The organism is Fictibacillus barbaricus, from assembly GCF_031457135.1.
Taxonomy (GTDB): domain Bacteria; phylum Bacillota; class Bacilli; order Bacillales; family Fictibacillaceae; genus Fictibacillus; species Fictibacillus barbaricus_A.
Window position 1 is genome coordinate 292,939 of record NZ_JAVDWA010000004.1, and the last position, 26,352, is coordinate 319,290.

The 26,352-nt window shown below is 37.7% G+C and carries 27 protein-coding genes; 4 read left to right on the forward strand and 23 right to left on the reverse strand.

Annotated elements, in window-relative coordinates; genetic code table 11:
- Positions 1–102: 102 nt before the first annotated feature.
- Positions 103–534 carry a YtxH domain-containing protein gene (locus J2X07_RS13780; RefSeq protein WP_310259702.1) on the reverse strand — a complete coding sequence of 144 codons (432 nt, stop codon included), beginning with the start codon at positions 532–534 and terminating at the stop codon, positions 103–105.
- Positions 535–990: a DUF948 domain-containing protein gene (locus J2X07_RS13785; RefSeq protein ID WP_310259704.1), complete on the reverse strand. Its 456-nt coding sequence runs from the start codon at positions 988–990 to the stop codon at positions 535–537.
- Between the two features lie 178 nt (positions 991–1,168).
- Between J2X07_RS13785 and J2X07_RS13790 the strand changes: the two genes are divergently transcribed.
- Positions 1,169–2,281 carry an aminopeptidase gene (locus J2X07_RS13790; RefSeq protein WP_310259708.1) on the forward strand — a complete coding sequence of 371 codons (1,113 nt, stop codon included), beginning with the start codon at positions 1,169–1,171 and terminating at the stop codon, positions 2,279–2,281.
- Positions 2,282–2,470: 189 nt separating this feature from the next.
- On the opposite strand, the gene murC is transcribed toward J2X07_RS13790, so the two are convergent.
- From murC to J2X07_RS13825, 7 genes are all read right to left on the reverse strand, one after another.
- Positions 2,471–3,778 carry a UDP-N-acetylmuramate--L-alanine ligase gene (murC, locus tag J2X07_RS13795; protein WP_310259711.1) on the reverse strand — a complete coding sequence of 436 codons (1,308 nt, stop codon included), beginning with the start codon at positions 3,776–3,778 and terminating at the stop codon, positions 2,471–2,473.
- Between the two features lie 228 nt (positions 3,779–4,006).
- Positions 4,007–5,104, reverse strand: coding sequence for a nicotinate phosphoribosyltransferase (locus tag J2X07_RS13800; RefSeq protein ID WP_310259713.1), 1,098 nt, complete (start codon positions 5,102–5,104; stop codon positions 4,007–4,009).
- A gap of 445 nt (positions 5,105–5,549) precedes the next feature.
- Positions 5,550–8,204, reverse strand: a complete 2,655-nt coding sequence (locus tag J2X07_RS13805) for a DNA translocase FtsK (RefSeq protein ID WP_310259715.1) — start codon at positions 8,202–8,204, stop codon at positions 5,550–5,552.
- A gap of 163 nt (positions 8,205–8,367) precedes the next feature.
- A complete protein-coding gene (locus J2X07_RS13810) occupies positions 8,368–9,174 on the reverse strand; it encodes a DUF1444 family protein (RefSeq protein WP_310259718.1) in 807 nt (268 codons plus the stop codon).
- Positions 9,175–9,230: 56 nt separating this feature from the next.
- Positions 9,231–9,656: a preQ(1) synthase gene (queF, locus tag J2X07_RS13815; RefSeq protein ID WP_310259720.1), complete on the reverse strand. Its 426-nt coding sequence runs from the start codon at positions 9,654–9,656 to the stop codon at positions 9,231–9,233.
- Positions 9,657–9,724: 68 nt separating this feature from the next.
- Positions 9,725–10,051 carry a thioredoxin family protein gene (locus J2X07_RS13820; protein ID WP_310259723.1) on the reverse strand — a complete coding sequence of 109 codons (327 nt, stop codon included), beginning with the start codon at positions 10,049–10,051 and terminating at the stop codon, positions 9,725–9,727.
- 13 nt (positions 10,052–10,064) lie between these two features.
- The gene (locus J2X07_RS13825; RefSeq protein ID WP_310259726.1) at positions 10,065–11,072 is read right to left on the reverse strand and encodes a PTS transporter subunit IIC; all 1,008 of its coding nucleotides are present in this window, start codon (positions 11,070–11,072) and stop codon (positions 10,065–10,067) included.
- Positions 11,073–11,238: 166 nt separating this feature from the next.
- Between J2X07_RS13825 and J2X07_RS13830 the strand changes: the two genes are divergently transcribed.
- A complete protein-coding gene (locus tag J2X07_RS13830; RefSeq protein ID WP_310259729.1) occupies positions 11,239–13,401 on the forward strand; it encodes a HAMP domain-containing methyl-accepting chemotaxis protein in 2,163 nt (720 codons plus the stop codon).
- Between the two features lie 315 nt (positions 13,402–13,716).
- On the opposite strand, the gene J2X07_RS13835 is transcribed toward J2X07_RS13830, so the two are convergent.
- The 5 genes from J2X07_RS13835 to queD all read right to left on the reverse strand — a co-directional run bounded on the left by J2X07_RS13835 (position 13,717) and on the right by queD (position 17,268).
- Positions 13,717–14,232, reverse strand: coding sequence for a DUF84 family protein (locus J2X07_RS13835; protein ID WP_310259732.1), 516 nt, complete (start codon positions 14,230–14,232; stop codon positions 13,717–13,719).
- A gap of 11 nt (positions 14,233–14,243) precedes the next feature.
- Positions 14,244–15,314, reverse strand: coding sequence for a M42 family metallopeptidase (locus tag J2X07_RS13840; protein ID WP_310259735.1), 1,071 nt, complete (start codon positions 15,312–15,314; stop codon positions 14,244–14,246).
- 81 nt (positions 15,315–15,395) lie between these two features.
- The gene (gene queC / locus J2X07_RS13845) at positions 15,396–16,067 is read right to left on the reverse strand and encodes a 7-cyano-7-deazaguanine synthase QueC (RefSeq protein WP_310259737.1); all 672 of its coding nucleotides are present in this window, start codon (positions 16,065–16,067) and stop codon (positions 15,396–15,398) included.
- A 2-nt stretch (positions 16,068–16,069) separates the two neighbouring features.
- Positions 16,070–16,798 (reverse strand): 7-carboxy-7-deazaguanine synthase QueE, encoded by a 729-nt coding sequence (locus J2X07_RS13850; protein WP_310259740.1) that lies wholly within the window; start codon positions 16,796–16,798, stop codon positions 16,070–16,072.
- On the reverse strand, positions 16,795–17,268 hold the full coding sequence (gene queD, locus J2X07_RS13855; RefSeq protein WP_310259743.1) for a 6-carboxytetrahydropterin synthase QueD: 474 nt from the start codon (positions 17,266–17,268) through the stop codon (positions 16,795–16,797). Before queD ends, J2X07_RS13850 begins: the two co-directional genes overlap by 4 nt.
- A 298-nt stretch (positions 17,269–17,566) precedes the next feature.
- Between queD and J2X07_RS13860 the strand changes: the two genes are divergently transcribed.
- Positions 17,567–17,875: a PepSY domain-containing protein gene (locus J2X07_RS13860; protein ID WP_310259746.1), complete on the forward strand. Its 309-nt coding sequence runs from the start codon at positions 17,567–17,569 to the stop codon at positions 17,873–17,875.
- Positions 17,876–17,918: 43 nt separating this feature from the next.
- Here J2X07_RS13860 and J2X07_RS13865 read toward each other — a convergent pair whose 3' ends face one another.
- The 3 genes from J2X07_RS13865 to trmB form a co-directional block, all read right to left on the reverse strand.
- Entirely contained in the window at positions 17,919–18,455 is a 537-nt protein-coding gene (locus J2X07_RS13865; protein WP_310259748.1) for a hypothetical protein, read from the reverse strand.
- Positions 18,456–18,582: 127 nt separating this feature from the next.
- Complete coding sequence (locus tag J2X07_RS13870) at positions 18,583–19,425, reverse strand: YtnP family quorum-quenching lactonase (protein WP_310259751.1); 843 nt, start codon at positions 19,423–19,425, stop codon at positions 18,583–18,585.
- 393 nt (positions 19,426–19,818) lie between these two features.
- Positions 19,819–20,460 (reverse strand): tRNA (guanosine(46)-N7)-methyltransferase TrmB, encoded by a 642-nt coding sequence (gene trmB, locus J2X07_RS13875; RefSeq protein ID WP_310259753.1) that lies wholly within the window; start codon positions 20,458–20,460, stop codon positions 19,819–19,821.
- 110 nt (positions 20,461–20,570) lie between these two features.
- Between trmB and J2X07_RS13880 the strand changes: the two genes are divergently transcribed.
- Positions 20,571–20,855 carry a YtzH-like family protein gene (locus J2X07_RS13880; protein ID WP_310259756.1) on the forward strand — a complete coding sequence of 95 codons (285 nt, stop codon included), beginning with the start codon at positions 20,571–20,573 and terminating at the stop codon, positions 20,853–20,855.
- A 44-nt stretch (positions 20,856–20,899) separates the two neighbouring features.
- Here the strand turns inward: J2X07_RS13880 and J2X07_RS13885 are convergent, their stop codons facing one another.
- From J2X07_RS13885 to J2X07_RS13910, 6 genes are all read right to left on the reverse strand, one after another.
- On the reverse strand, positions 20,900–21,682 hold the full coding sequence (locus tag J2X07_RS13885) for a phosphotransferase family protein (protein ID WP_310259759.1): 783 nt from the start codon (positions 21,680–21,682) through the stop codon (positions 20,900–20,902).
- Between the two features lie 150 nt (positions 21,683–21,832).
- On the reverse strand, positions 21,833–23,974 hold the full coding sequence (gene pulA, locus J2X07_RS13890; RefSeq protein ID WP_310259761.1) for a type I pullulanase: 2,142 nt from the start codon (positions 23,972–23,974) through the stop codon (positions 21,833–21,835).
- 111 nt (positions 23,975–24,085) lie between these two features.
- Positions 24,086–24,280 carry a hypothetical protein gene (locus J2X07_RS13895; protein WP_310259765.1) on the reverse strand — a complete coding sequence of 65 codons (195 nt, stop codon included), beginning with the start codon at positions 24,278–24,280 and terminating at the stop codon, positions 24,086–24,088.
- Positions 24,281–24,311: 31 nt separating this feature from the next.
- On the reverse strand, positions 24,312–25,235 hold the full coding sequence (locus tag J2X07_RS13900) for a diacylglycerol/lipid kinase family protein (RefSeq protein ID WP_310259768.1): 924 nt from the start codon (positions 25,233–25,235) through the stop codon (positions 24,312–24,314).
- A gap of 49 nt (positions 25,236–25,284) precedes the next feature.
- Positions 25,285–26,079 (reverse strand): hypothetical protein, encoded by a 795-nt coding sequence (locus J2X07_RS13905; protein ID WP_310259772.1) that lies wholly within the window; start codon positions 26,077–26,079, stop codon positions 25,285–25,287.
- A 19-nt stretch (positions 26,080–26,098) separates the two neighbouring features.
- Positions 26,099–26,347, reverse strand: coding sequence for a 2'-5' RNA ligase family protein (locus J2X07_RS13910; protein ID WP_310259775.1), 249 nt, complete (start codon positions 26,345–26,347; stop codon positions 26,099–26,101).
- Positions 26,348–26,352: the final 5 nt, after the last annotated feature.

Here is a 26,352-nt window from a genome sequence, read left to right on the forward strand (position 1 = left end):
ACTTTTAAAATCGCTCTGTAGCAACAATCTTTTAGAAAAGAGCCAAATAAAAAGATAAGAAAAATTTCTTTTTCTTATCTTTTCATATTACATCATTAGTTATCAATATTTTTGCTCGACTAATTCCTGTTCTCTAACATCGTCATAGTCTTTTTGCATTTCATCTTCAATATCGTCTGTAATTTCTCCATAAAGCTCAGAAGCATTTTCTTCTTCTTTCGCGCGCCATTTATCAATGTCTTTACGCAGGTTAGATGTTAGATCTTTTACCTTTGTAGCGACTTGATTGGACTGCTCAGAGACAGTTTTTACAATATTTGAGGATTTTTCACGAGCGATTTGTGAGATTTCAGTACTTTTGTCTTTCAAATACACAGCTTGTTCGTTTAAATCACTGCGTAATTCTTTTCCTGGTTTAGGCGCAAGAAGTAAAGCTGCTGCAGCACCTAACATCCCTCCAACTAATGCACCAATCATAAAATCTTTGCTGTCAATATTCTGATTGTTGTTATTGTTGTTATTGTTGTTGCTCATTTACACTCCTCCTCTGGAATATTGTTTGGTTGATGCTTCAACATTGGATTTTTTGAGCTTCCATTTCTCCCATAAATTCAACGCTGCATTTCCCCATTGAACCGTTTGTGATATTTGTTTAGACTGTCGCTCGGTTTCCATCGTAATTTGATCAGTTACCTTGCGGACAGAGTGGTTCACCTTTTGAACGGATTGACCAAAATCTTGCACAGCAGAAAAAACAGTGTTTAACGAATCAGCTTTCTTCTGAACATCCTCGGCGATTTTATTTGTTTTATGTAACAAATCGGTTGTCTCGCGCGTCACGCCATCTAATTGTTTTTCTAGACTATCAAGCGTTACCGCGACGTTATCGAGGGTTAGTTGCAACGATTTTAGAGCTCTTGACAAAAAGTAAACTAATACGACAAATGCAACTGCAATAAGAGCTACACTGACAGAAATAATAATATCCATATACGAGACACCTCCTAAAAGTATATTATTGCTTTTTCCCGAGTTTTAATCAAAAGAAACGTATTTATCTTAATTATTCTTTACTTTCATAGAAAATCCTTTTATAGAAGATTACAAATTCTTTAAATTAAGTTAAAATAAAAAAGAAGAATAAAATAAACCAGGGGGTCATTTTTAAATGAGAGATCCAAGAATTCAACAACTCGCAAAAAATTTAATTACATACTCTGTAAACTTGCAAAAAGGTGAGAAAATTCTTATCGAAAATTTCGGCCTGCAAAAAGAATTAGTAAATGCACTTATTGAAGAAGCTTATGCAGCAGGCGGGTTTCCGTTTGTATTGTTAAAAGATCATGCGGTTATGCGCGCGCAATATACTCAAGCTTCAACTGAGCAAATGGAGCTTATGGCTAAGCATGAAGGCGATCTAATGAGCGAAATGGACGCTTATATCGGACTACGTTCTGGTGACAACATTAACGAAATGTCTGACGTACCTTCAGATAAAATGGCACTTTACGAAAAAACAATCTTCGCTATGCACAGAAAAATTCGTATTAAGAAAACGAAATGGTGTGTTCTTCGTTATCCAAATGCTTCAATGGCACAATCAGCAAGCATGAGTACAGAAGCTTTTGAAGATTTCTATTTTGAAGTATGTAATCTTGACTACGGTAAAATGGACAATGCCATGAACGCATTAAAAGATTTGATGGATCAAACAGACAAAGTCCGCCTTACTGGTCCTGGAACAGATCTTACTTTCTCTATTAAAGATATTCCATCTATTAAATGTTCGGGTCAAAACAACATCCCAGATGGAGAAGTGTTTACAGCACCCGTAAAAGATTCGGTAAACGGTACAATTTCTTATAACACGCCGTCTCCATACAATGGTTTTACGTTTGAAAACGTTCAGTTAACTTTTGAAAACGGAAAAATCGTTAAAGCTGCAGCAAACGATTCAGAACGCATCAACAAGATTTTTGACACTGACGAAGGAGCTCGTTATGTTGGAGAATTCGCGATTGGCGTAAATCCGTTCATTAAAAACCCGATGAAAGACATCCTATTCGATGAAAAAATCGACGGAAGCTTCCACTTTACTCCAGGGCAAGCTTATGATGAAGCTTATAATGGCAATGACTCGAATATCCACTGGGATATGGTTATGATTCAGCGTCCTGAATACGGCGGCGGAGAAATTTATTTTGATGATGTATTGATTCGTAAAGACGGGGTTTTCGTACTGCCTGAATTAGAACAATTAAATCCTGAAAACTTGAAATAAAAAATGAATTGAACAATACGAGCCAATAGCAACAATCTCTAAAAATAGAGCCAAAAAAAGAGAGGAAGATCGAAAAAATAGTTTTCGGTTACCTCTCTTTTTATTTACAAACAATATGAGTGACATGCTTTTTTGTTTGATAAGAACAAGAAAGCCGACTCATTTTCCGAGTCGGCTTCAAATAATTTCTTAAGGCTTTGCTGTTAGTGTTTCTTCATAGGCTCTTTGGAACTTTTGAATATCCCCTGCACCCATAAATAGAAGAACACCGTTGTCGTATTGTTTTAGAACGTCCATCTTTTCTTCCGAGATTAATTGAGCGTTCGGAATCTTATCTTTTAGATGATCAATCGTTAAGTTTCCTGCTTGCTCACGGGCAGATCCGAAAATATCACAAAGATAAACATGATCTGCTTCGCTTAAGCTTTGAGCGAATTCATCTAAAAATGTTTTCGTACGCGTAAATGTGTGCGGCTGGAAAATCGCTACAACATCACGGTTTTTATATTTGTATTTCGTTGCTTCAATCGTTGCTTTAATTTCAGTAGGATGGTGTGCATAATCATCGATTAAAATCTGGCTTCCCGCTGTTTTTTCAGAAAAGCGGCGTTTAACGCCCGTAAAGCTCTTTAATTGCTCTACAATAATATCCATTGGCAATGTCTCATAATGGCAGATTGCAATGACTGCAAGGGCATTCAGGACATTATGGGTACCGAATCCTGGGATTTGGAATGAACCGTAAAATGTATTTCTGACAAATACATCAAATGACGTACCTTCTTCACCGCGTACAATGTTCTTAGCCTGGAAATCGTTATCATCTCCCAAACCATAAAACACGACAGGAACTTGCGCATGGATTTCTTGCAGGTTTTCATCATCACCACAGGCAATGATAGCTTTTTTCACTTGCATAGCCATTTGTTGGAACGCGCTGATTACATCTTTTAAATCTGAAAAATAATCAGGGTGATCAAAATCTATGTTGGTAATGATCGCATAATCTGGCTTGTAAGAAAGAAAGTGTCTGCGGTATTCACACGCTTCGAATACAAAATACTCATTGCCTTTTGTACCTCTGCCTGTGCCATCTCCGATAAGGAAGGATGTTGGTTTTGCAGCACCCACAACATGTGCCAGTAAGCCTGTTGTTGATGTTTTTCCGTGCGAACCTGTTACAGCAATTGATGTATATTTAGAAAGAAGCTCACCTAAATAATGATGGTATCTGTGAATAGGAATATTCTTTTCCTTTGCAGCTTGAATTTCTTCATGATCATCACCAAATGCATTACCTGCAATAATGGTCTGACCTTCCTGAATATTATTCTTATCAAAAGTGAAAACAGGAATATTTCTTTCCTCTAACGCTGCTTGAGTAAAAATGTACTGACCAATATCTGATCCTTGAACCTCATGACCCATGTCATGAAGAATTTGTGCTAGCGGGCTCATCCCTGTCCCTTTAATTCCAATAAAATGGTATTGTGTCATGTTAAGACCTCCACAAAAAGAAAACCTTCTAAAAGGCCTATTTGTATTAATATATGCCTGATTACGTGAATGGTTATAAGTTCGGTAAGCAGACTTGATTCAAATACTTGACTATTATAGCAAAAATCAAGATTCATAACCATGATAGGTAAATGATAAAAGGATATGATATTCTTATTTTTCTATTTTGTACAACAACACCTAAAAAAATGAATCTGACTATTATTGCTATTCCACAAGCTCGAGTCTTGGATTAGGACGATAGATCCTCCCTGCTTTTGCTTGGTGATTGCCGTGCATAAGTACGTTATCCCCGGTAAAGCCGATGTTGATTTTAAGCAGATTACTTCCTACACCATATATATCGACAGGAACCTTGTGTTCCTCAAATTGTTCAATTCTATCTTTATTGAATCCACCAGTTACAACAATCTTCACATGAGAAAACCCTTCAGCATCTAGTGCTTCCCTTAAGGCAAATATCAATTCAGAATTGGCACCTCTCGGATCAAAAGAGCCTAACACATCGGGATTTCTAAAGAAGTATTGATCCACCATCGTACGGGACGTATCCACCCTTACCCCTTTTAGCGTCTCTCCAAACTCTCTCGCTACTCTTAACGCATCTGTCACAACATCGTTGTTGTAATCGACAAGGGCAATAAGATCATCTTCAGGATATTTTGTATGATAAGCTTTTGTTGCTTCAACAATATCCCCGTTGAAAATTTGAATAAGTGCATGCGGCATCGTTCCCATTCCTGCCTTACCCCACCATTCGTTCATGGCATGTGTAGCTTGGGCTGTAGATCCGCCGATATATGATGCATACCCATCTCCAGCTTGTTGAGCAAAATGATCATCTCTGTCACCCATAAAGATAACAGGTTTCTGAATACCGGATTTACTTGCAGCTTTTACTACATTATAAACATTCGTAGCTACTGACGTTCTTCTGGCTAGAATACCATCAATCATTCCTTCAAGAAAACCAAAGTTTTGATAAGGACCTGTTATCGTAAGTACGGTTTCGAATGGTGAAATTTTGTCACCATCTTTTAATGAATAGATTTCTAAAGAGTCCGGATTTTTGGCAAATGTTTTAACAAGAGCGATCGCTTCATCTGTTCCGCAAAGGACCGCATCATTTTTTTGAAAAAATTGCATGGTAACTTTATTATCTGATTTATATGATTCTACAATCTCACATGTTTTTAGAAAATAAACCGCTGAGAACCATCCTTCGCGGATTCGTTCATCAAATTTAAACGTTTTATTGGTAAGCCGCTTAATTTTTCCTTGCAGCTTTAATTCTATTTCCTTCATGTATATACCCCTCATTGCGAATTAACGACTTTTTAAACGAAAAGGAACTATGCCCCACATTATAATAGCCGACAAGCATTAATAACTCAAGAAAATCATTCAATAACGTAAATGTGTGAAGCATAATCCTATAAATCTAGAGAGATTCACCCCAAATTGTACATTAAAGGAAAAGCTTGAAAGGAAAAGCTTGGCGACTAAAGACCTCTTTTATTTGCTTGCTTATATACTTTTCATTAATAATCTCTCGGAAATCCTTTTTATTCTCGCGGATTTTTAAATAATCTCACGGAAAAGCTGATTAATCTCACGGAAATTTTCATATACTCGCGAGCCGGCATTATTCACGGTTTTTCGCAGGGTTCGTATGATTTTAGGGCATTCGTATGATTTTAGGGCCAAAGAAAAAAACCTAAAGCCATGCAGCCTTTAGGTCTTCGTCTATTTATGAATCTACTTGACTATATAGTCGGTCTTCAAATTCTTCTTGTGTAAGAAGGACATGTCTTGGTTTACTTCCCATCGCTGGCGAGACTAACCCGAATCCTTCCATCATATCAACGAGACGCGCCGCCCGATTGTAACCGACTCTGAATCTGCGCTGAAGACTAGAAGAAGATGCTGCACCCACTTCTATGACATAGTAGCAAGCTTCTTCAAATAGCTCATCTTCCACTTCTGTCGCTTGCTGGTGCTGGATTAATTCTTCTCTCGTAAACAAATAATCCGTTTGGTATTCCTCTTTTACATAGCGAGTGACTTCTTCAATTTCTTCATCTGATACAAAGGTACCTTGAATACGGACTGCCTTATTTGATCCATTTTCCATGAATAGCATGTCTCCGCGACCTAAAAGCCGTTCAGCACCGCTCATATCCAAAATCGTACGAGAGTCAATTGCAGATGATACAGCGAATGCCGTTCGGGTAGGAACATTTGCTTTTATTAACCCTGTGATAACATCAACCGATGGCCGCTGTGTCGCAAGCAATAAGTGAATGCCGCATGCTCTTGCCTTTTGGGCAATCCGGCAAATAGCTTCTTCTACTTCTTGAGGCGATACCATCATCAGATCGGCAAGCTCATCGATCACAACAACGATATAAGGCATTTTGTTCTGATAAAGTCTTTCTTGTTCCATCTTTTGGTTGTATCGCTTAATCTCCCTGACACCCGTTTTTGCGAACTCTTCATAGCGTCTTTCCATTTCCTCTACTGCCCATTTCAAAGCGGCTGTCGCTTCTTTGGCATCCGTGATTACCGGTGTGACAAGGTGTGGAATGTGATTGTAAGGAGCAAGTTCCACCATTTTTGGATCCACTAAAAGAAGCCGGACTTCATCAGGTTTTGCTTTATATAGCAAGCTAACTAAAATCGAGTTTATACAAACGCTCTTACCTGAACCTGTTGCGCCGGCGATCAAACCGTGCGGCATTTTTTGCAGATCTGTTACAACTGGAGCACCTGATATGTCTAATCCAAGCGCTACCGTTAATGACGATGCTGATTCTTTAAACACATCGTGTTCAATAATTTCGCGTAAATAAACAGCACGGCTATGCTGATTCGGCACTTCAATCCCGATCGCATTTTTTCCAGGGATAGGAGCCTCAATACGAATATCTCTTGCTGCAAGGCTAAGCTTTATATCATCTGTTAAGTTGGTAACCTTGTTTACTTTGACACCTGGTGCAGGCTGTACTTCAAACCTTGTAACTGCAGGACCTTTTGTCATATGGACCACTTTAGCGTTTACATTAAAATTATCAAGTGTAGACTGCAATGTTTCTTTTTGTTCATTAAGCCAGATATCATCATCTTGAAGTGAAACAGTAGCTTCATTTAAGAATGATAGTGGTACAAACAGATTTCTCTCATGCTTTTGAGCATTCTGCACAGGTGTTACTGCTGGCTGCTGTTCTCTAACAGGAGAGAACCTTTCCGTCTTTTGCACTTGTTTTGGCTGAGTGGATACGGTTTGTCTATCTTTTTTTAGCATTAAGACATTGAATGGCACATAATTCCCACCAGGCTTGACCGAATCCCGTTTTTGTAAAGCAGGTACAGGCCGGACATCTTGATTTTCCGTATGCACAGTTTCTTCAGAAATAGATGGGTTATGAACTTCCTGTTTAACCATCATTTCCTCTTTCTTCTCTTCGATTGCTACTTCATTTTTTTCTTTTGTTTCTAAAGAAATTTCTTCGTTATGAACGACCGGCTTCTCCACTTGTTCCATCTCAAGCGCAGGTTGTTCAACTTGTTCTATTTCTTGCTTTGTTGATGAAACTTCCTCCATTGATTCAAACCTTTGTACTTCTTGCAGCTCTTCATGCTCATATACCGTGTCGTCTGAAAACGGTGCTTCCCTTTCATCCAATGGAAGATCATATTGGTTGTTAACGATCTCTTTTTCATCCTGCACATTAGGAAGAATTTCATCCACTGATTTTAATAATTCCTTGGCAATAGAAGGAGCAGAGGATGGAATATCCCTCCCAATAAATAAAATGCCCTCAGGCTTTCTTTGGCCAAAACCATATACGGGTGATGGCACATCGGTTGGAGTAAACCTTGATTTCACTTCTGGAGAAGCTTCTTTTGAATCTGCTGTTGGCTTTGTTCTCTTCTGCTTATCGAAACCATAGACGGGTGATGGTACATGAGATGGTTTGAAAGATGGACGTTTAACCGGCTCTTTATTGATCGGATTAGCTGGTGTTGAAGGCGCTTTTCTGCTCTCGCTTTTCGTGATCCGCTCTTCTGTCCTTAATTGCTCTTTTTCATAGTTTTTATCTTGTTGGTATGTATTGCGATAGTGAGTGGCATTACCCGGCTTTTCGTCAGGAATTACAGGAAAACGAAACGCGCCGTTTTCTGGATATTTGTGTAGCATCTTTGCAGACTGCTGATTTGGATTTTGGGCGAATTTTCGTACTCCTCTATTTAACGGTTCCGAACGTTTCACTTTTGGAGTGCTAATTTCTTTATTAGCGGCAGGCTGTTTTTTTGGTTGTTCTTCTTTTTCTTCATAATAAACTTCATCGTCATCATGATCGTCATCAAAAAAAGTGTTCATTAATTTTTTTATCCAACTCATTCTTCTCACCTATTTCTGTTGGTTGTTTCTTTATTGTAGCGAAAATAGAAGAGAAACAATAGTATAAATATTTCACAGGAGCACATATAAGTATTGAAATAAGAAATAAAAACCACTAGAGCTTTCTAGCGGCTTTTATTTTTTAGTATCCTCGTGCTCTGTTTTATTCCGTTTCATCTTCTACTGGTCGATTTTTAGCTAAAATGAAAATCGGTTCCAGCTCTTTATTCTCATAAATAAAAGGCAAAGCGGTAACCGGTACTCTTCCATTCATGAAAAACTGCATCGCCATTTGAGCCAATATGTCATAGCCTTGTTTATTTTGAATATCACCTATGATTAATACATCTTGATGTGGAACAGCTACAGCCATCTCACCCGTTATTTGCTTTTTCATTTCTTCAAGAAAACTAGTGTTCAAAATTCTGCTCGCATCATATCCATCATTATGATTGAGAAAGAAAAAAGTATTGCCTGCGACCTGGTCTTGTTTATAAGACGTTGAAAGCCGCTTCACATTGAACTTAGCAGCGTCGATTACTTGAGACTCCTCCACTTTTAACTCCTTTAATTTATTATTCGTTAAAAGTTTGTAAGTATTGCCTAGGTCTAAAGCATAATAAATTCTCGTTTCAGCTGTATGGTCCTGCATAAACAAGTGTTCATCCTCAGGTGTCTCTGTTGGAAAAGAAGCTGAACGAATTACTGGGAAAATTCTTGATAATAGCTCATCGCCGGAATCTTTTCTTGTAGCTTTTAATCCTTCCTCCACATGATAAACAAGATCATCGAGAAGCTGGTCTTTTTCCTTTTCCCATCTTGCCGAAAGGCCGTTTAATGAAAGTGTTACCCCTTTTCCGGAAAGAGTATCCGTCACTCTTAATGTTTCTTCCTCTCTTTGATACGTGATTTCACGTTCACTATTCGAGAGCCTGCTTTCTAGCGCCTTCTTTAGTTTTAATGTACTCAAAAATTTTCCTCCTCTCTCAAGTTAACGTGAAAAACCTCCAAATGGAGGTTTTTATGCTAGTTGCTGCTATCTTCTTTATATTCTGTTACTACTTCAGTTCCTAGTCCTCCGCGAGCATTCCAGTTCCCTACTACTTTAATATATTTCGGTTTAAGGAGCTTTACTAAATCCTCTAAGATACGGTTAGTAGCATGCTCTTGATAGATTCCTACATTTCTGTATGAAGTTAAATAATATTTCAATGATTTCATTTCAACTAGGTCTTTGTTTGGAATGTAGCTGATGATGATATCAGCAAAATCCGGTAAACCTGACCATGGACAAACAGAAGTGAATTCTGTTGTTGGAATCGTAACCATTGTATCTTTCCCTACATACTCATAAGGAATTGTTTCTAGTATATCAACTAAGATGACATTTTCGTCTTGAATATCAAAACGGATGCCTTCATATTTACTGTGGTTTACTTCAACTTTTGCCATTGCAAAATCTTCCCTTCACTTTAAAAAATAAATCATTATTGTGCTATTATAACACATATTTTTTTACACTATTTACTTGTAATATTCAACTCTTCTAAAAAGGCAGTAATCTGCTCTTTTGTTTTTCTTTCTTTATTAACATAGCGACCGATTTCTTCTCCATCTTTAAAAGCAACAAAGCTAGGAATTCCAAAGATATCAAGTTCCTGACAAAGTTCAATAAGTTCATCACGATCGACATAAACAAATTGAAAAGCAGAGTATTCAGCTTCAATCTCAGGAAGGATTGGCTTTATAACAACACAATCAGGACACCAGTCTGCGGAAAAAACAGCAATAGTCACACCGTTATTTACCGTTGAATGAAACTGTTCAACCGATTTCATTTTTTCCATATTAAAGTCTCCTTTATTGATTCAGCTTTAAATCGCCAAATTTTATACGACCCGTTTTTCTTAACCATTCTGAAATGATTAAACTGATGACAATAGGTCCTGCAAAATGCAAAATAAATATAGCAAGAAATGTTTCAAAGGTAAAGCCCATCGTCCTGAGTGTCATAATTTGGCCCACTAAACCGCTTGTTCCCATCCCTGCCCCAGCCGGAATGTTCTGCATGTGAAAGTATAGCGTTCCAATCGGTGCTAAAATGACTGCTGCAGCAGTAGGCGGTATCAAAATATACGGATTTTTCACGACATTCGGAAATTGCAGCTTTGAAGTACCAATCCCCTGTGTCAGCCATCCGCCAAAACCGTTTTCCCGGAAACTGATTGTAGCAAAACCAATCATTTGAGCAGCACAGCCGATTGTGGCAGCACCTGCAGCAATTCCTTCCAGACCGAGCATCATGGCAATGGCAGCTGAAGAAATAGGACCGGTTAACGCAAAACCTAATAATACAGCAACTAAAATTCCCATAATAAACGGTCTTTGGTCTGTAGACCACATGACAAGCTGGCCAAAGGCTTTCATAAATTGATTGATCCCTGGACCTATAAAAGTCGCAACCGTATATCCTGATAAAATCGTTACGGCAGGTGTCACCAGAATATCGAACTTAGTTTCTCCAGAAATAAGTTTACCAAATTCAACAGCGATTAATGCTGCAACATAACAGCCTGCAACACTTCCAAGCTCGGCTCCTGCTGCACCTGCGATTCCTGCAGAAAAAATCACAAGAGGCGGTGCTTTTAATCCATAAGCAACAGCCGTTCCGATCACTGGCCCCATTAAAGTCATGGAAAGCTGCCCCATGGTTACAAAGAAAGGTAAAGAAAACTGTTCCCCTATCGTTTTGAATATCAACCCGATTACTAATGAAGCCATCAATCCTAAAGCAAAATACTGAAAACCTGTAATGAAATAAGTCTTTGGTGAAAGACTTACTCCCTTTCTATTTAAAAACTCCCGCATTATTTGATCTCCTTTAATTGAAGCTGATTTAAAACCCACTAAAACATTATATCTTTTTTCTTTCAGGTGTAAAGACACATGTATATATAAAAAACATTTAAATACTTTTCTTAGAAATCTTAAAAAATTCAAATAAAGACCGATAAAATGGCTGGGGGGAATCCAAATGAACATGACAATTCGTAAAAAAGTTCAGCTGATGCTTTTTATCAGTTTAGCCGGAATGGTATTATTACTTGCATTTATTGGGTTATTTTTATGGCAGAACACAAAAATGGAAACCGAAAAAGACCGACTTCAACAAACATTAAATGCAAGCAATGAAGTGAAAAGCTCATTTAATGAAGTTAGAAAATTAGAACAAGAATATTTGAACAGCCCTAGTCCTGAGGCAAAAGATCATGTATTGACACGTTTGAAAACACTGCAAGAAGAAACCGACAAACTTGCAAAGCAAACCAAAAGTGTATCATTTAAAACACTCAGTCAGGAACTTACAAACTATAAAACATCTTTTGAATCCGCTACTGCACTCACTACCCAAATCGATTCATTAGAGCAAATGATGACAACTACATCTGGTGAGTTCGCGGAAACTGTCAAAGGAATGAACGATTCAGCATTAATGATTCAATTATTACAGATGCAAAACTATGAAAAAGATGTACATATTAAATATGACAGCCAATCCGTTTCGAATTTCAAAGAAAACGCAGCAGCTTTCGACGTTATGCTGGATAACAAGAATCTTCCACCAGAACAACTTTCAGATTTTAAATCAAAGCTTCTGAAATATACAAATTCTGCTGATACGATTCAAACAATGACAGAAAAGATTGGAAACGACATAAGCAACTTTGAAAAGACCGCAGGCGGAGTAGATAAATATACACAAATCATTGAAAAATCGTTACAAAAAGACCGTGCAAAGCTTTCGAAAGAACAGTCGTCTGTTAAGCTATGGCTTACTATTATATTAATTGCCATGAGTGTTCTTATTTTAGCGATACTAAGCATTATTGGCATCTGGCTTTTAAGATCCATTCAATCATCCATTTCCGTTTTAAAAGAAGGAGCTTCTATAATAGGTAATGGAGACCTCTCTTACCGTGTAGAAACGAAGTCTAAGGATGAAATGGCAGAACTTGCTCAAACCTTTAATGCAATGGCTGAAAAAATGCAAAAATCAATGAATGAAGTAAAATATGCTGCTGAAAAGCTTACAGGATCCTCTCAAAACTTAGCAGCAGTATCTGAGGAAACGACTGCTCAAAGTGATGAGGTAACAGAGGCGATCTCTCAAGTAGCAACTGGTGCACAAAGTCAAGCAGATCACCTGCATGAATGTACGGTTTTATTAACAGGTGTTACAGAATCCATCAAAGAAACAGCAGCGATCAGCGATGAAATTTTAATAGACGCACAACAGGCAGAAAGAGAAGGTAAATCCGGTTCAGATATCGTACAGCAATTAAATATGCATTCTGAACAATTTTTACAGCTTGCCCAAAGCTTGATCTCCGAAATCCAGCACGCTAGCCAGCAATCTAAACAAATTAATTCCATAGTTGAAACCATTCAAGAAATTGCCGGCAGTACAGATTTGTTAGCCTTAAACGCCGCAATCGAATCTGCAAGAGCAGGAGAAGCTGGCCGAGGGTTCTCTGTTGTTGCAAGCGAAGTGCGAAAACTTGCTGAACGTTCTAAAAATGAAGCTCTTAGAATTCAAAAGCTGGTAAAATCCATGACAACCCAAATGGAGAATTTATCAAAAGAAACCGTTCGATTTGAGCAATACAGAAGCGAACAGCAAGTTTCTGTTCAAGAAACAGAACATGCTTTTTCAAATATTATTCAAAACGTATCTAAAATTAACGAGCGAATTTCAAATGTTAAAGGTGCTATCACTCGCGTAGAAGCAGCCAATGAGGACCTATCTGAGAAGTTATTTGAAGTAAGTGCGATTTCAGAAGAATCTGTTGCAACGAGTGAACAAGTAAGTGCATCCAGCATTCACCAAAAAGAAGCGATCCATCAAGTAAACCTTGCAGCTACTGAATTGCAGGAAATCGCCCTTTCACTTCAAACTGAAGTAGACCAGTTTCAGCTTGGTGAAACAGTCTTAGATGAACGAGAAGAAATATTTATTGAAGAAGAAGAAACGAATGAAAACCAAGATATTTACGAAGAATTTCAAGAAGAATTTGAAGAAGTCGCTTCATCCATTGAAGAAGATCCAGTCTTAGTAGAAGACGAAAATGAAGCACTGAATTTCGATGAGAAGTATGATGAAACAGATGATTATTCATCCAGCAAAAATGATAGATAATTGATTTAACCACCTAGTGCGTAAAAGCACTTAGGTGGTTTTTGTGTATTTTTTTCCAGAAGAATTTGTATCGAAGGGTGTGTTCACCAGAAAGAATCTGACCTTTTTTACCCGTGAATTGACCATAAAGTGAAAATGCATCTTATTTTTGATAAAGCCCTTTTCTTCTAAATTCGCTGATATTGTTTGAAAATCATTTTTCTTCGCTATAATAAAAAGATTCTTCTTTGTCTTTTTTACACTATCAACCTTACGTTTTTGTATCTATTTTCCCTTTTTCCTTATTTCATGCAAAAAACCCCGCAAATGCGGGGTTTATCTGTTGTTTTTCATATATACATATTGACCTAAAAGCATGGTGGAAATATGTAAGAACATTTCCCCTCTAGAGAGCATTCCGCTAGTAAATACACCAATCGCTCCATCCTTTTTTCTAATCTCAGGATCATTAGTCCATTCACTCATAAGTTTACCGAGTACGATGCCCTTGCGCAATCCTTCCGTAATTGGAGCAGGAAGAAGAATTCTTGCACCAGCTGCTGTGAATACATTTCCTTGTTTGTCGGCTGCAGCTCCCCAATTACTCAAGTAGATACCCTCTTCCATTTCCATCACTCCGCCCTCAAACCCAAGACCGATTGCAGCGCCTTGAGCTACACAATCTTGCGCGCGGTTTATGGCACCTATCTTCGTCTCTTCATCTGAAAAAGGCTGTTCTGAAACAAGGGAAGCTGCGTTATAAGAAACAAGCTCTGCGTCCTTAAAGAATTCGAGGAAAGGCTGTGCCGCCTTAATTTTAGCAGGATTTGTGGATCCGATTCCAATCTTCATTCTTTCCACCCTTAGCTGTTTTGTAAAATGGTATTTAGTGTTGCAGCATCGGCTGACTTTACAAGTTTAAGGAGTAATTCTTTTGCAGCAGCATAATCATCAATGTGGATGATTGAGGCATGAGTATGGATATAGCGGGAACATATTCCGATTACAGCAGAAGGCACTCCATTCCCTGAAACATGCACACTTCCGGCATCTGTTCCGCCTTGAGAGATAAAATATTGATAAGGAATATTATGTGTTTCAGCAGTATCTAAAATATATTCTCTCATCCCTCTATGAGTCACCATCGTACGATCTAATATTCGTAAAAGGGCTCCTTTTCCAAGCTGTCCAAACTCGCTTTTATCCCCAGTCGCATCATTTGCAGGACTGGCATCCAGTGCAAAGAACAAATCTGGATTAATGAGGTTGGCAGCCGTTTTAGACCCGCGAAGCCCGACTTCTTCCTGAACCGTAGCCCCGCTGTATAATTCATTTGGCAGCGTCTCGTCCTTCAGCTCTTTTAACAACTCGATAGCAAGACCCACGCCATATCGGTTATCCCAAGCTTTTGCCATGATTTTCTTTGGGTTGGCCATTGGCGTAAATGGACAGATTGGTACAATCTGCTGGCCTGGTCTAATACCTAAAGCATGAGCCTCTTTGTCGTCGTCTGCACCAATATCAATATACATATTCTTTATATTCATCGGTCTGTTCCGCTGATCTTCAGACAATAAATGTGGAGGTGTAGATCCGATTACACCCGTTATAACTTCCCCGCTATCTGTATATACATTCACTCGCTGAGCAAGCAGCACCTGACTCCACCAGCCGCCGAGCTCCTGAAACTTCAGCATCCCGTTCTTCGTAATTTTTGTGACCATGAACCCTACTTCATCCATGTGTCCTGCCACCATGATTTTAGGTCCGTTTCCTTTTTTAACTCCGAAAATACTTCCTAAACCATCTTGAATAATCTCATCTGAAACAGGTTCTATTTCTTTGCGAACAAAATTTCGAATATCTCTTTCAAACCCTGGTGCTGCTCCCATCTCAGTTAATGTTTTAAATAATGTGAGAGTTTCTTTATTCATAATAAAACAACCCCTTCTAAGAATTCCTATGTACATATTTATTGTACACTTTCTCAGAAGGGGTTTTCTAGGTTTATGAATTTATACTTCGTATGGAATTGGATCCATTGAGCCGGCTTCCTTAAATCCTTTTAATCGAAGCTGGCAGCTGTCACATTTTCCACAAGCTGTCTCTTTACCATTATAGCAAGAGGTTGTTAGCTCATATGGTACGTTTAATGATAGTCCTGCTTCAATTGTTTCTTTCTTAGATAGATATATTAACGGAGTTTTAACATGAATGTTTTGACCCGTTACTCCAGCTTTAGTAGCCAGATTGATCGTTTCTTCCATGCTTTTAATAAATTCCGGACGGCAATCAGGATATCCGCTGTAATCTACAGCTGAAACACCTGTATAGACTGCAGTAGCTCCAATCACTTCTGCATAAGCACTGGATAAAGCAAGAAAAATCATGTTACGAGCTGGAACATAAGTAACAGGAATTCCTTCCTCAGCCTCTGTTGGAACTTCTAATTCATCGTCTGTTAAAGCACTTCCGCCGATATCTTTTAAAAAAGTAAGGTCAACGATGCGATGATCCTTCACTCCATAATATTTACCGACTTCAATCGCTTGTTCAACTTCACGGTTGTGGCGCTGTCCGTAATGAAACGTAATCGGATATAGTTCATAGCCTTCTGCTTTTGCTATTCCCATACAAGTCGTACTATCAAGTCCACCGCTTAAGACGATAACCGCTTTTTTGCTCATTGTTATACCCCTCTCTCATCAGGATGCCAAATGACTTTATGAAGCTGCAAGCTAAGTTTTGCGTTAGGAAGAGGATTTGCCAATAAAAGCTCGACAAGCCTTCTAGGCGGCATACTTTCCCACACAGGGCTTACACTGATTTGGCCTTTTATATAGTTGTCAGCAACTGCTTGTTTTGTGATTTCAAAGTCTTCTTCTGAACCAATGACAAATTTTATTTCATCCTGATTTTGGAGTTCTTTAAAATTACTCAAGATCATCTTGTCCATTTCACCTGAAGCAGGAAGCTTATAATCCATCACAAATCTCATTTTTCGCTGCAATTCCGCGTGAGAATTGCGTAAGTGCTCGAATGGATATAAATCGATGGCACCATTTGTTTCAATATGGATATCCACAATATGCTCGAGGTCTGCCATAGCCATTAATAAAGCTGCTGATTTTTCACGATGAATGAGAGGTTCACCCCCAGTAAAACAAATACGGGCAGATGGAAACTCTTTAATCCTTTCGATGATTTCATCAATTGTTGCTTCGAATTCAGGCTTTGCAGGTGCGTAGCTGTAGGGGGTATCGCACCATGTACAGCGTAAGTTACAGTGAAATACACGTACGAAAACAGTTGGATAACCTGCTTGTAAACCTTCTCCTTCCACCGTTTCAAAAATCTCAACCATTGGAAGTTTCCATTGTCTCCAAACGTCTTTAGATGGTAAATTAAATGTCTTCATTCCGCTGTCATCCATTCTCTTTTCATAACAGCAAAGCTTGTTGGCGTCTCATAAAGCTTCAGTTCTTCAATACGGTGACCAAGTTTTGCAAGTCCCCTGTTTTGAAGTTCGTTTTCGATTTGTTCCCACATCCACACAATCATGTTTTCAGCCGTTGTATTCATAGGCGGGAGAACTTCATTTAAATATCTATGATCTAGTTTTTCATCTATTGCTTTTTTGAAAATTTCTTTTATTTCACCAAAATCAACGGCGATTCCTATTTCGTTAACAAAGCCGCTCATTGTAATGACTAATTTGTACGTATGACCGTGAAGGTTTTTACATTTCCCTTCATAGCAATGGAGATGGTGAGCAGCATCAAATGTGAACTCTTTACATACAGCCACTCTTTTGTGATGATACTTTAATTGTTCACTAGTAATATCTCGTCCAAGAACTTGAACATCTTTTGGAATTTTATATGACATTCCAATTCATCCTTTCAATGAGGAGAGCACGAAATAAAGAAAACTGGCCAGCGCCAGTTCTTCCATAAGCATCAGTTGCACTTATACAATAAAATAAAGTGCAAAAAATCCCTGCACGAGCAGAGAATGCGGAAAATCATTTTTCACGCTCCCTAGTTTTGTTTTGTGAGGGGTGGGAATCTCGAACCCTCATAGTTATCATCAGTATCTTAACAAAAACTGACGAGAAAATGAAGGCTTTTCTTTGATATACTTAAAAATGGCAAGTATGAAAATTTACTAAAAGGTGGGAATACATATGAAATGTAAAACTTTCTTGATCGCAGGTCTTGCTGGGGCAGCTGCAGGATATTTGATCACGAAAAAAAGGACTGAGTGGATAACGCCTGAAAAAGCCTTAAAAATTTTAAAAGAAAAAGCCAGCTCCCAATTTAGTATTTCAGGCGCATGGATCTTAACAAACCGGGACGAGATAGAGGTGCATAATCTCCCTTACACCGTATATAAAGGTGGCTTCTCTCATTCAATAGAAGGTTTTGCTGCTTCTCATTATGAATTTTTGGTCGATGCACATACAGGAGCTGTACTTCAATTAAACGAACAATAAAAAAATGCCCTGCTTTGGTAATACCAAAGGGGCATTTTTCATTTTATCGATAAAGATTATCTTGGTTGAATAAGTTGTTTTCGATTTTGAATTTCGTAGTCAAATATTGACGTTTTTCCCAAACAGTCAATATTAAAAGCGGCACAATAATTAAGATAGATAAAAGTAATGTCACAACAACTACGTCCATGTGAGTTCCGATATCAGATTCATGCGCATCTTTGTAATCAATAAGTTTAGGATTTGCTTTTGCTGCAGCTGCTTCTGCTACTAATTCGTTTGTATCCGGATTGTAAAATACAAATTTAGAATGATCAAAATAAAAGATGTTATCTCTTACAGTTTCAAAATGAGCGATACCAATTGTGACTTCTGAAGCATCTAACTCAGAATCTTCATTCGGAAACGATTGAATATCAGATATTGTTAAAGTGCCCTCTTTCATGTCTTTATGTTCTTTCTTCAAGCCGTCTTCAACTGTCTTTTTCATTTGATCTGTAGCTTGCTCCGCAGATACGAATGTACCCATTGATAAAAACAGTGCTAAAACAGTAAATAATGCTGCGATCTGTTTTTTCATTTTTTTATCCCCTTTCGCTTTTTCACTTGTCATAAATTATAATTCAAATAATGTCATTCTTTCATATTTTAACATATGATGTGATTTTGGACATTCACTTGAAAATGGAAATAATGTGTCTTTTTATTCACATTTTAGGGGATCGTGGAACTCTTTCCAAATATTCGCCCTTAGCATCCCACTTTACTGCACGATAGATGCTGTCATGATAGAAAAAGTACCATGTATCCGGTTTAATCCATTTCTCTTTTTCAAAAATGGATGTCATCGGATAATCATCATAAGCCAGAACCCATAAAGGATTGTGATGGGCATGTGTAGGCATCAAATCACCAAGGTGATAGATCTTCTCTTTCCCATCTACCGTTATTTCGACAACAGAATGACCATTACTATGGCCGCCAGTGTGAACCATTCTGATTCCTTCTACTGGAGAAATTTCTTCTTTAAACGTTTTTACCTGTTGTTCAATGGGTTCCCAGTTTTCACGCCAATATGTATTTTTAGAACGGACATTAGGTTTTTTTAACTCTTCCCATTCAATTTCAGATGTGTAAATAACAGCGTTTTCAAAAACAGAGACTAGTTTATCATTTTGCCACTCCGTTAGTCCGCAAGCATGATCAAAATGCATATGTGTCATAATAACAATATCAATATCCTTCGTTGTAAGACCTTCTTTTTCAAGACTTTTTACGATCGCGGATTCTTCAGTCACACCATAGTTGCGGCGCTGCTTATCTGATAATTTCCCAGAACCTATTCCAGATTCAATCAGTATATTCTTACCGCCAAGACCTTGAAGAAGAATCGGTTCCGTTCGAAGTTCAATTTGGTTTTTTTCATTTACCGGATATTTCTTTTCCCAAAGCGGTTTTGGAACAACTCCAAACATGGCACCGCCATCCATATGTGTAACTCCGCCGTCTAACCAAGTAAGTGTTATATTCCCAATGCTCCATTTATCCATGATCTTGCTCCTTTCTCTCTCCTATACACCTTTTTAAGTGTATCACAAGAATCGGAAACTCAAAGGATAAAAATGACTGTTTTCGTAAGCTTTGTTGCTTTTGAATGAGGGTGATTTACGCACTTTTAATGCACAATGCTGTTCATTGTTGTTTTTGAAAGCAGTTGATCTGCGTTCCAGGATACTCGCTTTCCACGGGGCGTGCGGTGAGCCCACTCGTCGCAATGCGACATTGAATGGTCTAACCTGTCCCGCTGATCCCGTAGGAGTCTCGCACCTTGCACTCCAATCAACTTGTCAATGATGAGAATGATCTGAAACAAAATCACTAGCTTTTAAAAAAAGCTAGTGAAAAAGAGTAAAATAAAAAACCCGGTATACTTACCGAGTTTTTTATGAGCGAAACTGTGCTTCCATCCTATAAATCCGAGAACCTTTTTCTGAGAACTTCTCTTCATATTCAGTCATAACGTTGTCTGGCATATCACTTTTATGAAGATCAAGACTTATGTCATTAAAAAACATCCCATACTTCGACATGCTCTCAAGTGAATATTCAAACAAACCTTGATTATCTGTTTTAAAATGAATTTCACTATTTGGTTTAAGGATTGTCTCATAACGGGCAAGAAAACTTTCATGTGTCAGTCTTCTTTTTGCATGTTTTTTCTTTGGCCAAGGATCTGAGAAATTCAAATACACTCGATCAATCTCACCTGGCTCAAAATAATCTAATAAATGAGAGGCATCAGCACGAATCAACTTAACGTTTGAGATATCATTTTCTAATATTCGGTCTAATGCGGTAATAATAATACTGTCGTATAATTCCATCCCCATATAATTAATGGACGGATTTTGTTTGCCCATACCGTTAATGAATTGTCCTTTTCCTGTTCCGACTTCCAAATGAATCGGATTATGATTTCCAAAAAAAGCATGCCATTTCCCTTTCATACTAGCAGGATCTACAGATACAAATTCTGGATTATCAACTAATTTATCTTTTGCCCATGCTTTAAACCGCTGACGCATATTGTTTCTCCTCGCAATACTTACTGTTTTTCTTCTAGTTGCATTTCTTTATTATAGGATATTTTTCTCCTAAATCCACATGCTATGAAAAAAGAAAGGTGTGTAGAATGATGCCATTAAATCATAATGATCAATTGCATATCATCAGAGACCTTCTTCAAGACCATCTAACTGACTGTGCAGGTTCGCCTTCTGAGTGTGCACAGATAGAACGTCTAGCTGCGCATCTGCTTGAAAACGGAGAGGTTCATGAAGAGGTACGAACAATTTTAACAAACATTAATGAATATAGTCATACAGGATCTTCACATGAAAATCTAAATGAACATATTTCAAATCACTTACCGCATTTAGAATCCTGGATTGACACTATTCAGACCCATCACCCATATTAAGACACTATTCCCTAGGAAATAGTGTCAGTTACACAAATCTATTGTCAGATTATACCTGTTAATTCTTTAATATTTTCTGCGAACTGGGCAGTTTCTTTCGACTGTCCTTTTTCTTTATACCAGAAAAATGAACTGATTGTTTGTGCAAGCATATACCAATGCATTCTGCGCTCTAAGTCATCATCTAATTTCTCACCATAAATTTCAAGCCATTCATCCCATTCCTCGTAAGGAATATAACTATAGAGAAGCATCCCTAAGTCCAGCGCAGGATCAGCTATTTTAGCTCCGTCCCAATCAATTAAGTATAGTTCTCCTTGATCACTCAAAAGCCAGTTATTATGGTTTACATCACAGTGACATACGACCTTCTCATCTACTTCAACCTCGGATGCCGTTTCCATCAAATAGGCAAAAGCATCGTTTATGATCTCTAAATAATCTTTTTCTTTTATCATTTGTTTTTGTATATCGTTTAGCAGATCAACAGGAGTAAGCCGCTTTTTTTCAAGTCTGTTCATCATCCCGAGCAATTCTTGGGAGCGGTGAATTTTTGCTAATAATTTAGCGACGTTCTCCACCTTCATGTCTGGTGACTTTAATTCTCTGCCATCTAACCATTGTTGAGCTGTGATAACATCCCCGTTACCCAGCCTTTTCGTCCACAATAACTTTGGGACGATACCTTCTGCTGAAAGAACAGCTAAAAACGGTGAAGAATTACGTTTTAAAAACAGTTTTTGGTTCCCATATTCAGCTATATATGCTTCTCCTGTTGCTCCGCCAGCAGGGGTGACTTGCCAATCATCTCCCAAAATCTGTTCCAAATTGTTCACCTTCTTGTCATGTTAAAAAAATCCGTTTTTGTTACGTTCGTTCAGCAAGCTATCTATTATCCGATCAAATAAAAACACTGCGAAGTCATTATTTTAACACATAACAATAATAAAATCACTCCAATATTGCAACTCACCATTCTAGCTTTGGTATAACAAAGAAAAGCTTAAAGGTTTAATTTGGTAAGATTCGCTTATTGCTCTGTTAACATTATATTTTTCATCTTCGACAGCAATCGTCCAGTATTCAGATTTCAGCGAAAAACTTTCTATTTTTATTGAGGAATTAAAAAGAAGCAAAACTTTTCCCCATTGGAACTCTCTTTCTTTCTTATCGGCTGAAGATAGATGGATTTCAACACCAAATATTCCTTTTGAGATGTTGGATCTATCATAAATGGTGCTTGATAGCTTATGAAAGACAGGCTGTTCTTTTCGTAATTTTATTAATTCACGAAAATAAGCTGTACATTTTTCATACTTTTTAAATTCTAGCCAATTTAACGCATTTATTCGATCTGGAGAATTATAGCTGTTTTCAATTCCAAATTTAGTACGATAGATTTCTTGACCGGCATGAATAAATGGGACACCACGGGAAAATAAAGTAAAAGCTAAAGCGAGATGCTGCCTTTTTTTTCTAAAATCATCATTTTCACGATAGTGTCGTATAGAAAGCAGATCATACAATGTATGGTTATCATGGCATTCTGTATAATTAATGCTTTGTTCAGGCGTCAAAAATGTGTCCGTATTTCCTGAACAACCCCTTATTGATCGATTCAGCTGATTTAGCACATTACTTTCTAAATTCCCATTGATAAATCCGCTTCGTCCTTCAGGAAAGATACTCCCTTTAACACTATCACGGAATGTATCATTAAAAAACGAATAAGCAGGCATTTTTTTAGCAGAAGATAGAGAGGCTTTCAATTCTAAGGGTAGATTCGTATTAAGATTCCAGCCTTCACCTAACAAAAAAAGACTTGGATTTAAAGATTTAAGCTTATTTGCAGCGATGTTCATCGTTTCAACATCATGTATACCCATTAAATCAAAACGGAATCCGTCCACTTTGTATTCTGTCATCCAATAAACTAAACAATCTACTATAAATTTACGCATCATTTTCCGTTCAGAAGCCGTATCATTTCCAACTCCTGTACCGTTTACTGGTTTTCCGCCATCATCATAACGAAAAAAATAGCCAGGAACAAGTTTTTCAAAAGAAGACTCTTCCCGTTTATATACATGATTAAATACAACATCCAAAATGACAGAAAGACCGTTTTGATGAAGAGCTTGAATCATCATTTTCAGCTCTTTTACACGGCAGACAGGATCATAAGGATTCGTTGCATACGATCCTTCCGGAGAAAATAAATGAACCGGGTCATATCCCCAATTGTATTGCTCATCTGGTTTTGTCTCATCAACACTTCCAAAATCAGCAACGGGCATCAATTGAATGTGGCTGACTCCTAAACTTTTTAAATAATCTAAACCCGTACTATTTCCTAAAGATGTTTTTGTTCCTTTTTCAGTGAGACCTAAATATTTACCTTTATCTTTCACACCGCTATCCGCATGTATCGTAAAATCTCTAATATGCAGTTCGTAAATAAGTGTCTCCAATTTGGAACGCAAGTTCATTTTCTTTTCGGAGCGGTTCCAATTTTCAGGATCGGTAGTTGACATATTCAGCACAACCGACTTCTCGCCATTTACCGTTACTGAACGCGCATACGGATCAGCTGCTATTACCCATTCATGATTAACCTTCGCTTTATACAAGTACTCAGTCAAATGGTGGTCACCGGACAACCGGTAAGTCCAAACGCCCTTTTTCGTTTTCTCCATCGAAACTTCATGCGTATATTCGTCGTTATTTTCTCTAAAGATCAGCCGCATTTCTTTTGCAACTGGGGACCAAACCTTAAAGGTTGTGAATCCTTCCGAATAAAGCGCACCAAGTGCCCCATCATCAAAAAAAGCAGCATCAAATTCTTCTGTTCTTACAACTCTTCCTAGTTTAACGGCAATTTTGTTACCACAAACATCGACCCAGTATTCATTAGAAACATCCATCGTTAATGGTGTTCTGCACTTATAAATACGCTGATGATGGTACCTTTCTTCCTTTTCGATCGTTAGTGGATAAGAAATATTTTCAGCATGGTGAAGTGTGATGGAAGGGACGCTATGAATATCACCTTGAATGACAATGGTAATTAACGAAAAACCATCCATATAAGCCGCTGCTTCAAAAGTTATATATCCCATTACCACACCTCCTCTTGTTCTTATAACATCATATTGAACTTTATTTCTTTTTGTTATTCGTTTGCATATGAAAAATGAGAGGGGTTTCACCCGCTCTCATCTCATGTACGCTTATAAATACTTATTCTTTAACACTCTTATTCCAATTATCATCACTGCATATAGGATAATCGGAATAATTATCCCTACAATAAGGTGATTGTTTGTTATATGAAGTAACCAATCATGAACGGCCGGCTTTTTTTGAATCAGCCAAACCCAAAGAATGCCAAACAAGGCAATATTGAAAAAATCTGTCCGTTTCATTTTATTCACCACTCAAACTATTTTTTCTGCTTTAAACCTTTACCCCCACTGAATGATGATTTACTTCAATGGTTACCGGCGTTGTCCCTTTGTATTCCCCGTCCGCATGAATCGCGAGCGGCCTGTCACTCTTAACATTTATCACTTTTCCTTTAAACTGTGTCACTCCTTTTACGTTCACATGTCCGCCCCAAAAAACAGAAATAAAAAGGATTAACAGTTTCATTAAAGAGATATTATGTACGATGCATAAATTCAATACCCCATCATTATAACGTGCATCTGGACAGATTTTCATCCCTCCGCCATAAAAAGGCATATTTCCGATAGCGGCAAGCCACACGTTATCAAAAGTATGCTGCTGACCATCAACCTCAATGTCAATCGAAGCAGGCTTATATTGCTTCAGCACTTTAAATAAAGTAATAACATATGCCATCGTTCCCAGTTTCAGTTTATGAAGATGTTTTTTATAAGGAGCTTTATTCGTATATCTTGCTACCTCACCATCTAATCCAATCCCAACAGCACTTAAAAAAACTTGCTCCTGTTTGCTTCGTCCGACTAATTGCATAATACCAGAATCACATTTAGTAACCTTGGTTCGTTTCAAGTAGGAAATCTGGTTTTTTATTCCTTTGACCTGTTTCGTCATTACGCGAACAATGTCATTTCCGGAGCCGCCTGAAATAAAACCTAGCGGAATATCCGATTGATCTTTTATTCCATTAAATACTTCGTGAATCGTGCCATCTCCGCCAACAGCAATAATAGCCTGTATCGAATCTTTATTCATATAGGTCACTTTTTTCGCGATTTCTAAGGCATGACCTGCATATTCGGTGTAAAAACTGCGGTAATGTATACCTTCTCTTTCTAATTCTTGTTTTAATTGATTAAATGATTTTACAGCTTTTGCATTATTTGAATTAACAATAAAAAAGTATTTTTTCATTCAGATAGTCCTCGATTATTTGTTTGAGGATTATATTCGACAAAATGTATCAATTTCCTTCAAAACTGTATTCGGCCTCAGTTGATAAAGGGTCTAAACGATAAAGTGAATTCGTCACCCCTTGATTTAAAACATCAGAAATGAATTTTAGCTGCTGACTTTTTACAGGAGCTGGTTCAGCGGCAATTTGTAAATGCCATTCTTTGAAATTTCTTTTATCGATAAAAGAAGCTTTTCTCCAGTCATTCGAAATATCAATAAAAGCTTCAGGCGCAATAATCGTTTGATTGATTGATAACTGCTGTTGATACGGTTTCGCCCATTCATTCAAGATGCTGTTCATTCTCTCTAGCCGAATAAAGGGACTTATTCGGGTTTCTTTATGATCTGGATCAGTATTCTTCCAAAAACGTTTGTTTCCACTCTCTTGCCATATTCCTTCTCCGCTTATCCATACGATAAGCCAGATGTTGGCTGGACCTGCTAAAATGATATCAAGCTCGATTGGAGCATTTTTGATTTGAAGTACAGGCTCATACAATAAAAAATAATTATCAGGTGTTTCTTGCGTCAGAAATTGCAATCTTTTGTCTTTCATATATTTAGGCTCGATATTCGAAATTTCTTTCACAGTTGTCGTTGCCCACTTCAATTGTTGATCAAATAAGGATTTTCTAAATTGTATGATTTGTTCCTTCCGATTTGAAACAATATTGTGTTGATCATTTTTATGTAAATAATCTTTCCAGCGATTTTCTTTTAGCCTCATAAATAAAGATTGATAATGATACAAATTCTTTTCATACCTGGAAACATAGTCTTGAATTTTAACGAGCTGTGCCATCCTTTTCTCCTCCCCGAACCTATTTTTTTAATGAAAAGGACTGTACAATTTCATATTTAGGTGATTTTTCAAAATGTGTCTCATAAACAACAATACTTTCTGCCTGAAACTTTATAGTCTGTCCGAATTTTCCCCACCAATCATTTTCATCCAGCAACAAATGTTCACTTTCAAGAAACTTTCGTGAAAGTGTAATATGAGGTTTATAGGGCCGTTTTTCTAATGAAAAGTTTGCTGCAAGACATGCCTCGGCAACTTGTCTCTGCACTTCAT

Coding starts and splice junctions, on each gene's coding strand:
- J2X07_RS13780 (WP_310259702.1), bottom strand. CDS start 534: ATGAGCAACAACAATAACAACAATAACAACAATCAGAATATTGACAGC.
- J2X07_RS13785 (WP_310259704.1), bottom strand. CDS start 990: ATGGATATTATTATTTCTGTCAGTGTAGCTCTTATTGCAGTTGCATTT.
- J2X07_RS13790 (WP_310259708.1), top strand. CDS start 1,169: ATGAGAGATCCAAGAATTCAACAACTCGCAAAAAATTTAATTACATAC.
- murC (WP_310259711.1), bottom strand. CDS start 3,778: ATGACACAATACCATTTTATTGGAATTAAAGGGACAGGGATGAGCCCG.
- J2X07_RS13800 (WP_310259713.1), bottom strand. CDS start 5,104: ATGAAGGAAATAGAATTAAAGCTGCAAGGAAAAATTAAGCGGCTTACC.
- J2X07_RS13805 (WP_310259715.1), bottom strand. CDS start 8,204: ATGAGTTGGATAAAAAAATTAATGAACACTTTTTTTGATGACGATCAT.
- queF (WP_310259720.1), bottom strand. CDS start 9,656: ATGGCAAAAGTTGAAGTAAACCACAGTAAATATGAAGGCATCCGTTTT.
- J2X07_RS13820 (WP_310259723.1), bottom strand. CDS start 10,051: ATGGAAAAAATGAAATCGGTTGAACAGTTTCATTCAACGGTAAATAAC.
- J2X07_RS13825 (WP_310259726.1), bottom strand. CDS start 11,072: ATGCGGGAGTTTTTAAATAGAAAGGGAGTAAGTCTTTCACCAAAGACT.
- J2X07_RS13830 (WP_310259729.1), top strand. CDS start 11,239: ATGAACATGACAATTCGTAAAAAAGTTCAGCTGATGCTTTTTATCAGT.
- J2X07_RS13835 (WP_310259732.1), bottom strand. CDS start 14,232: ATGAAGATTGGAATCGGATCCACAAATCCTGCTAAAATTAAGGCGGCA.
- J2X07_RS13840 (WP_310259735.1), bottom strand. CDS start 15,314: ATGAATAAAGAAACTCTCACATTATTTAAAACATTAACTGAGATGGGA.
- queC (WP_310259737.1), bottom strand. CDS start 16,067: ATGAGCAAAAAAGCGGTTATCGTCTTAAGCGGTGGACTTGATAGTACG.
- J2X07_RS13850 (WP_310259740.1), bottom strand. CDS start 16,798: ATGAAGACATTTAATTTACCATCTAAAGACGTTTGGAGACAATGGAAA.
- queD (WP_310259743.1), bottom strand. CDS start 17,268: ATGTCATATAAAATTCCAAAAGATGTTCAAGTTCTTGGACGAGATATT.
- J2X07_RS13860 (WP_310259746.1), top strand. CDS start 17,567: ATGAAATGTAAAACTTTCTTGATCGCAGGTCTTGCTGGGGCAGCTGCA.
- J2X07_RS13865 (WP_310259748.1), bottom strand. CDS start 18,455: ATGAAAAAACAGATCGCAGCATTATTTACTGTTTTAGCACTGTTTTTA.
- J2X07_RS13870 (WP_310259751.1), bottom strand. CDS start 19,425: ATGGATAAATGGAGCATTGGGAATATAACACTTACTTGGTTAGACGGC.
- trmB (WP_310259753.1), bottom strand. CDS start 20,460: ATGCGTCAGCGGTTTAAAGCATGGGCAAAAGATAAATTAGTTGATAAT.
- J2X07_RS13880 (WP_310259756.1), top strand. CDS start 20,571: ATGCCATTAAATCATAATGATCAATTGCATATCATCAGAGACCTTCTT.
- pulA (WP_310259761.1), bottom strand. CDS start 23,974: ATGGGATATATAACTTTTGAAGCAGCGGCTTATATGGATGGTTTTTCG.
- J2X07_RS13895 (WP_310259765.1), bottom strand. CDS start 24,280: ATGAAACGGACAGATTTTTTCAATATTGCCTTGTTTGGCATTCTTTGG.
- J2X07_RS13900 (WP_310259768.1), bottom strand. CDS start 25,235: ATGAAAAAATACTTTTTTATTGTTAATTCAAATAATGCAAAAGCTGTA.
- J2X07_RS13905 (WP_310259772.1), bottom strand. CDS start 26,079: ATGGCACAGCTCGTTAAAATTCAAGACTATGTTTCCAGGTATGAAAAG.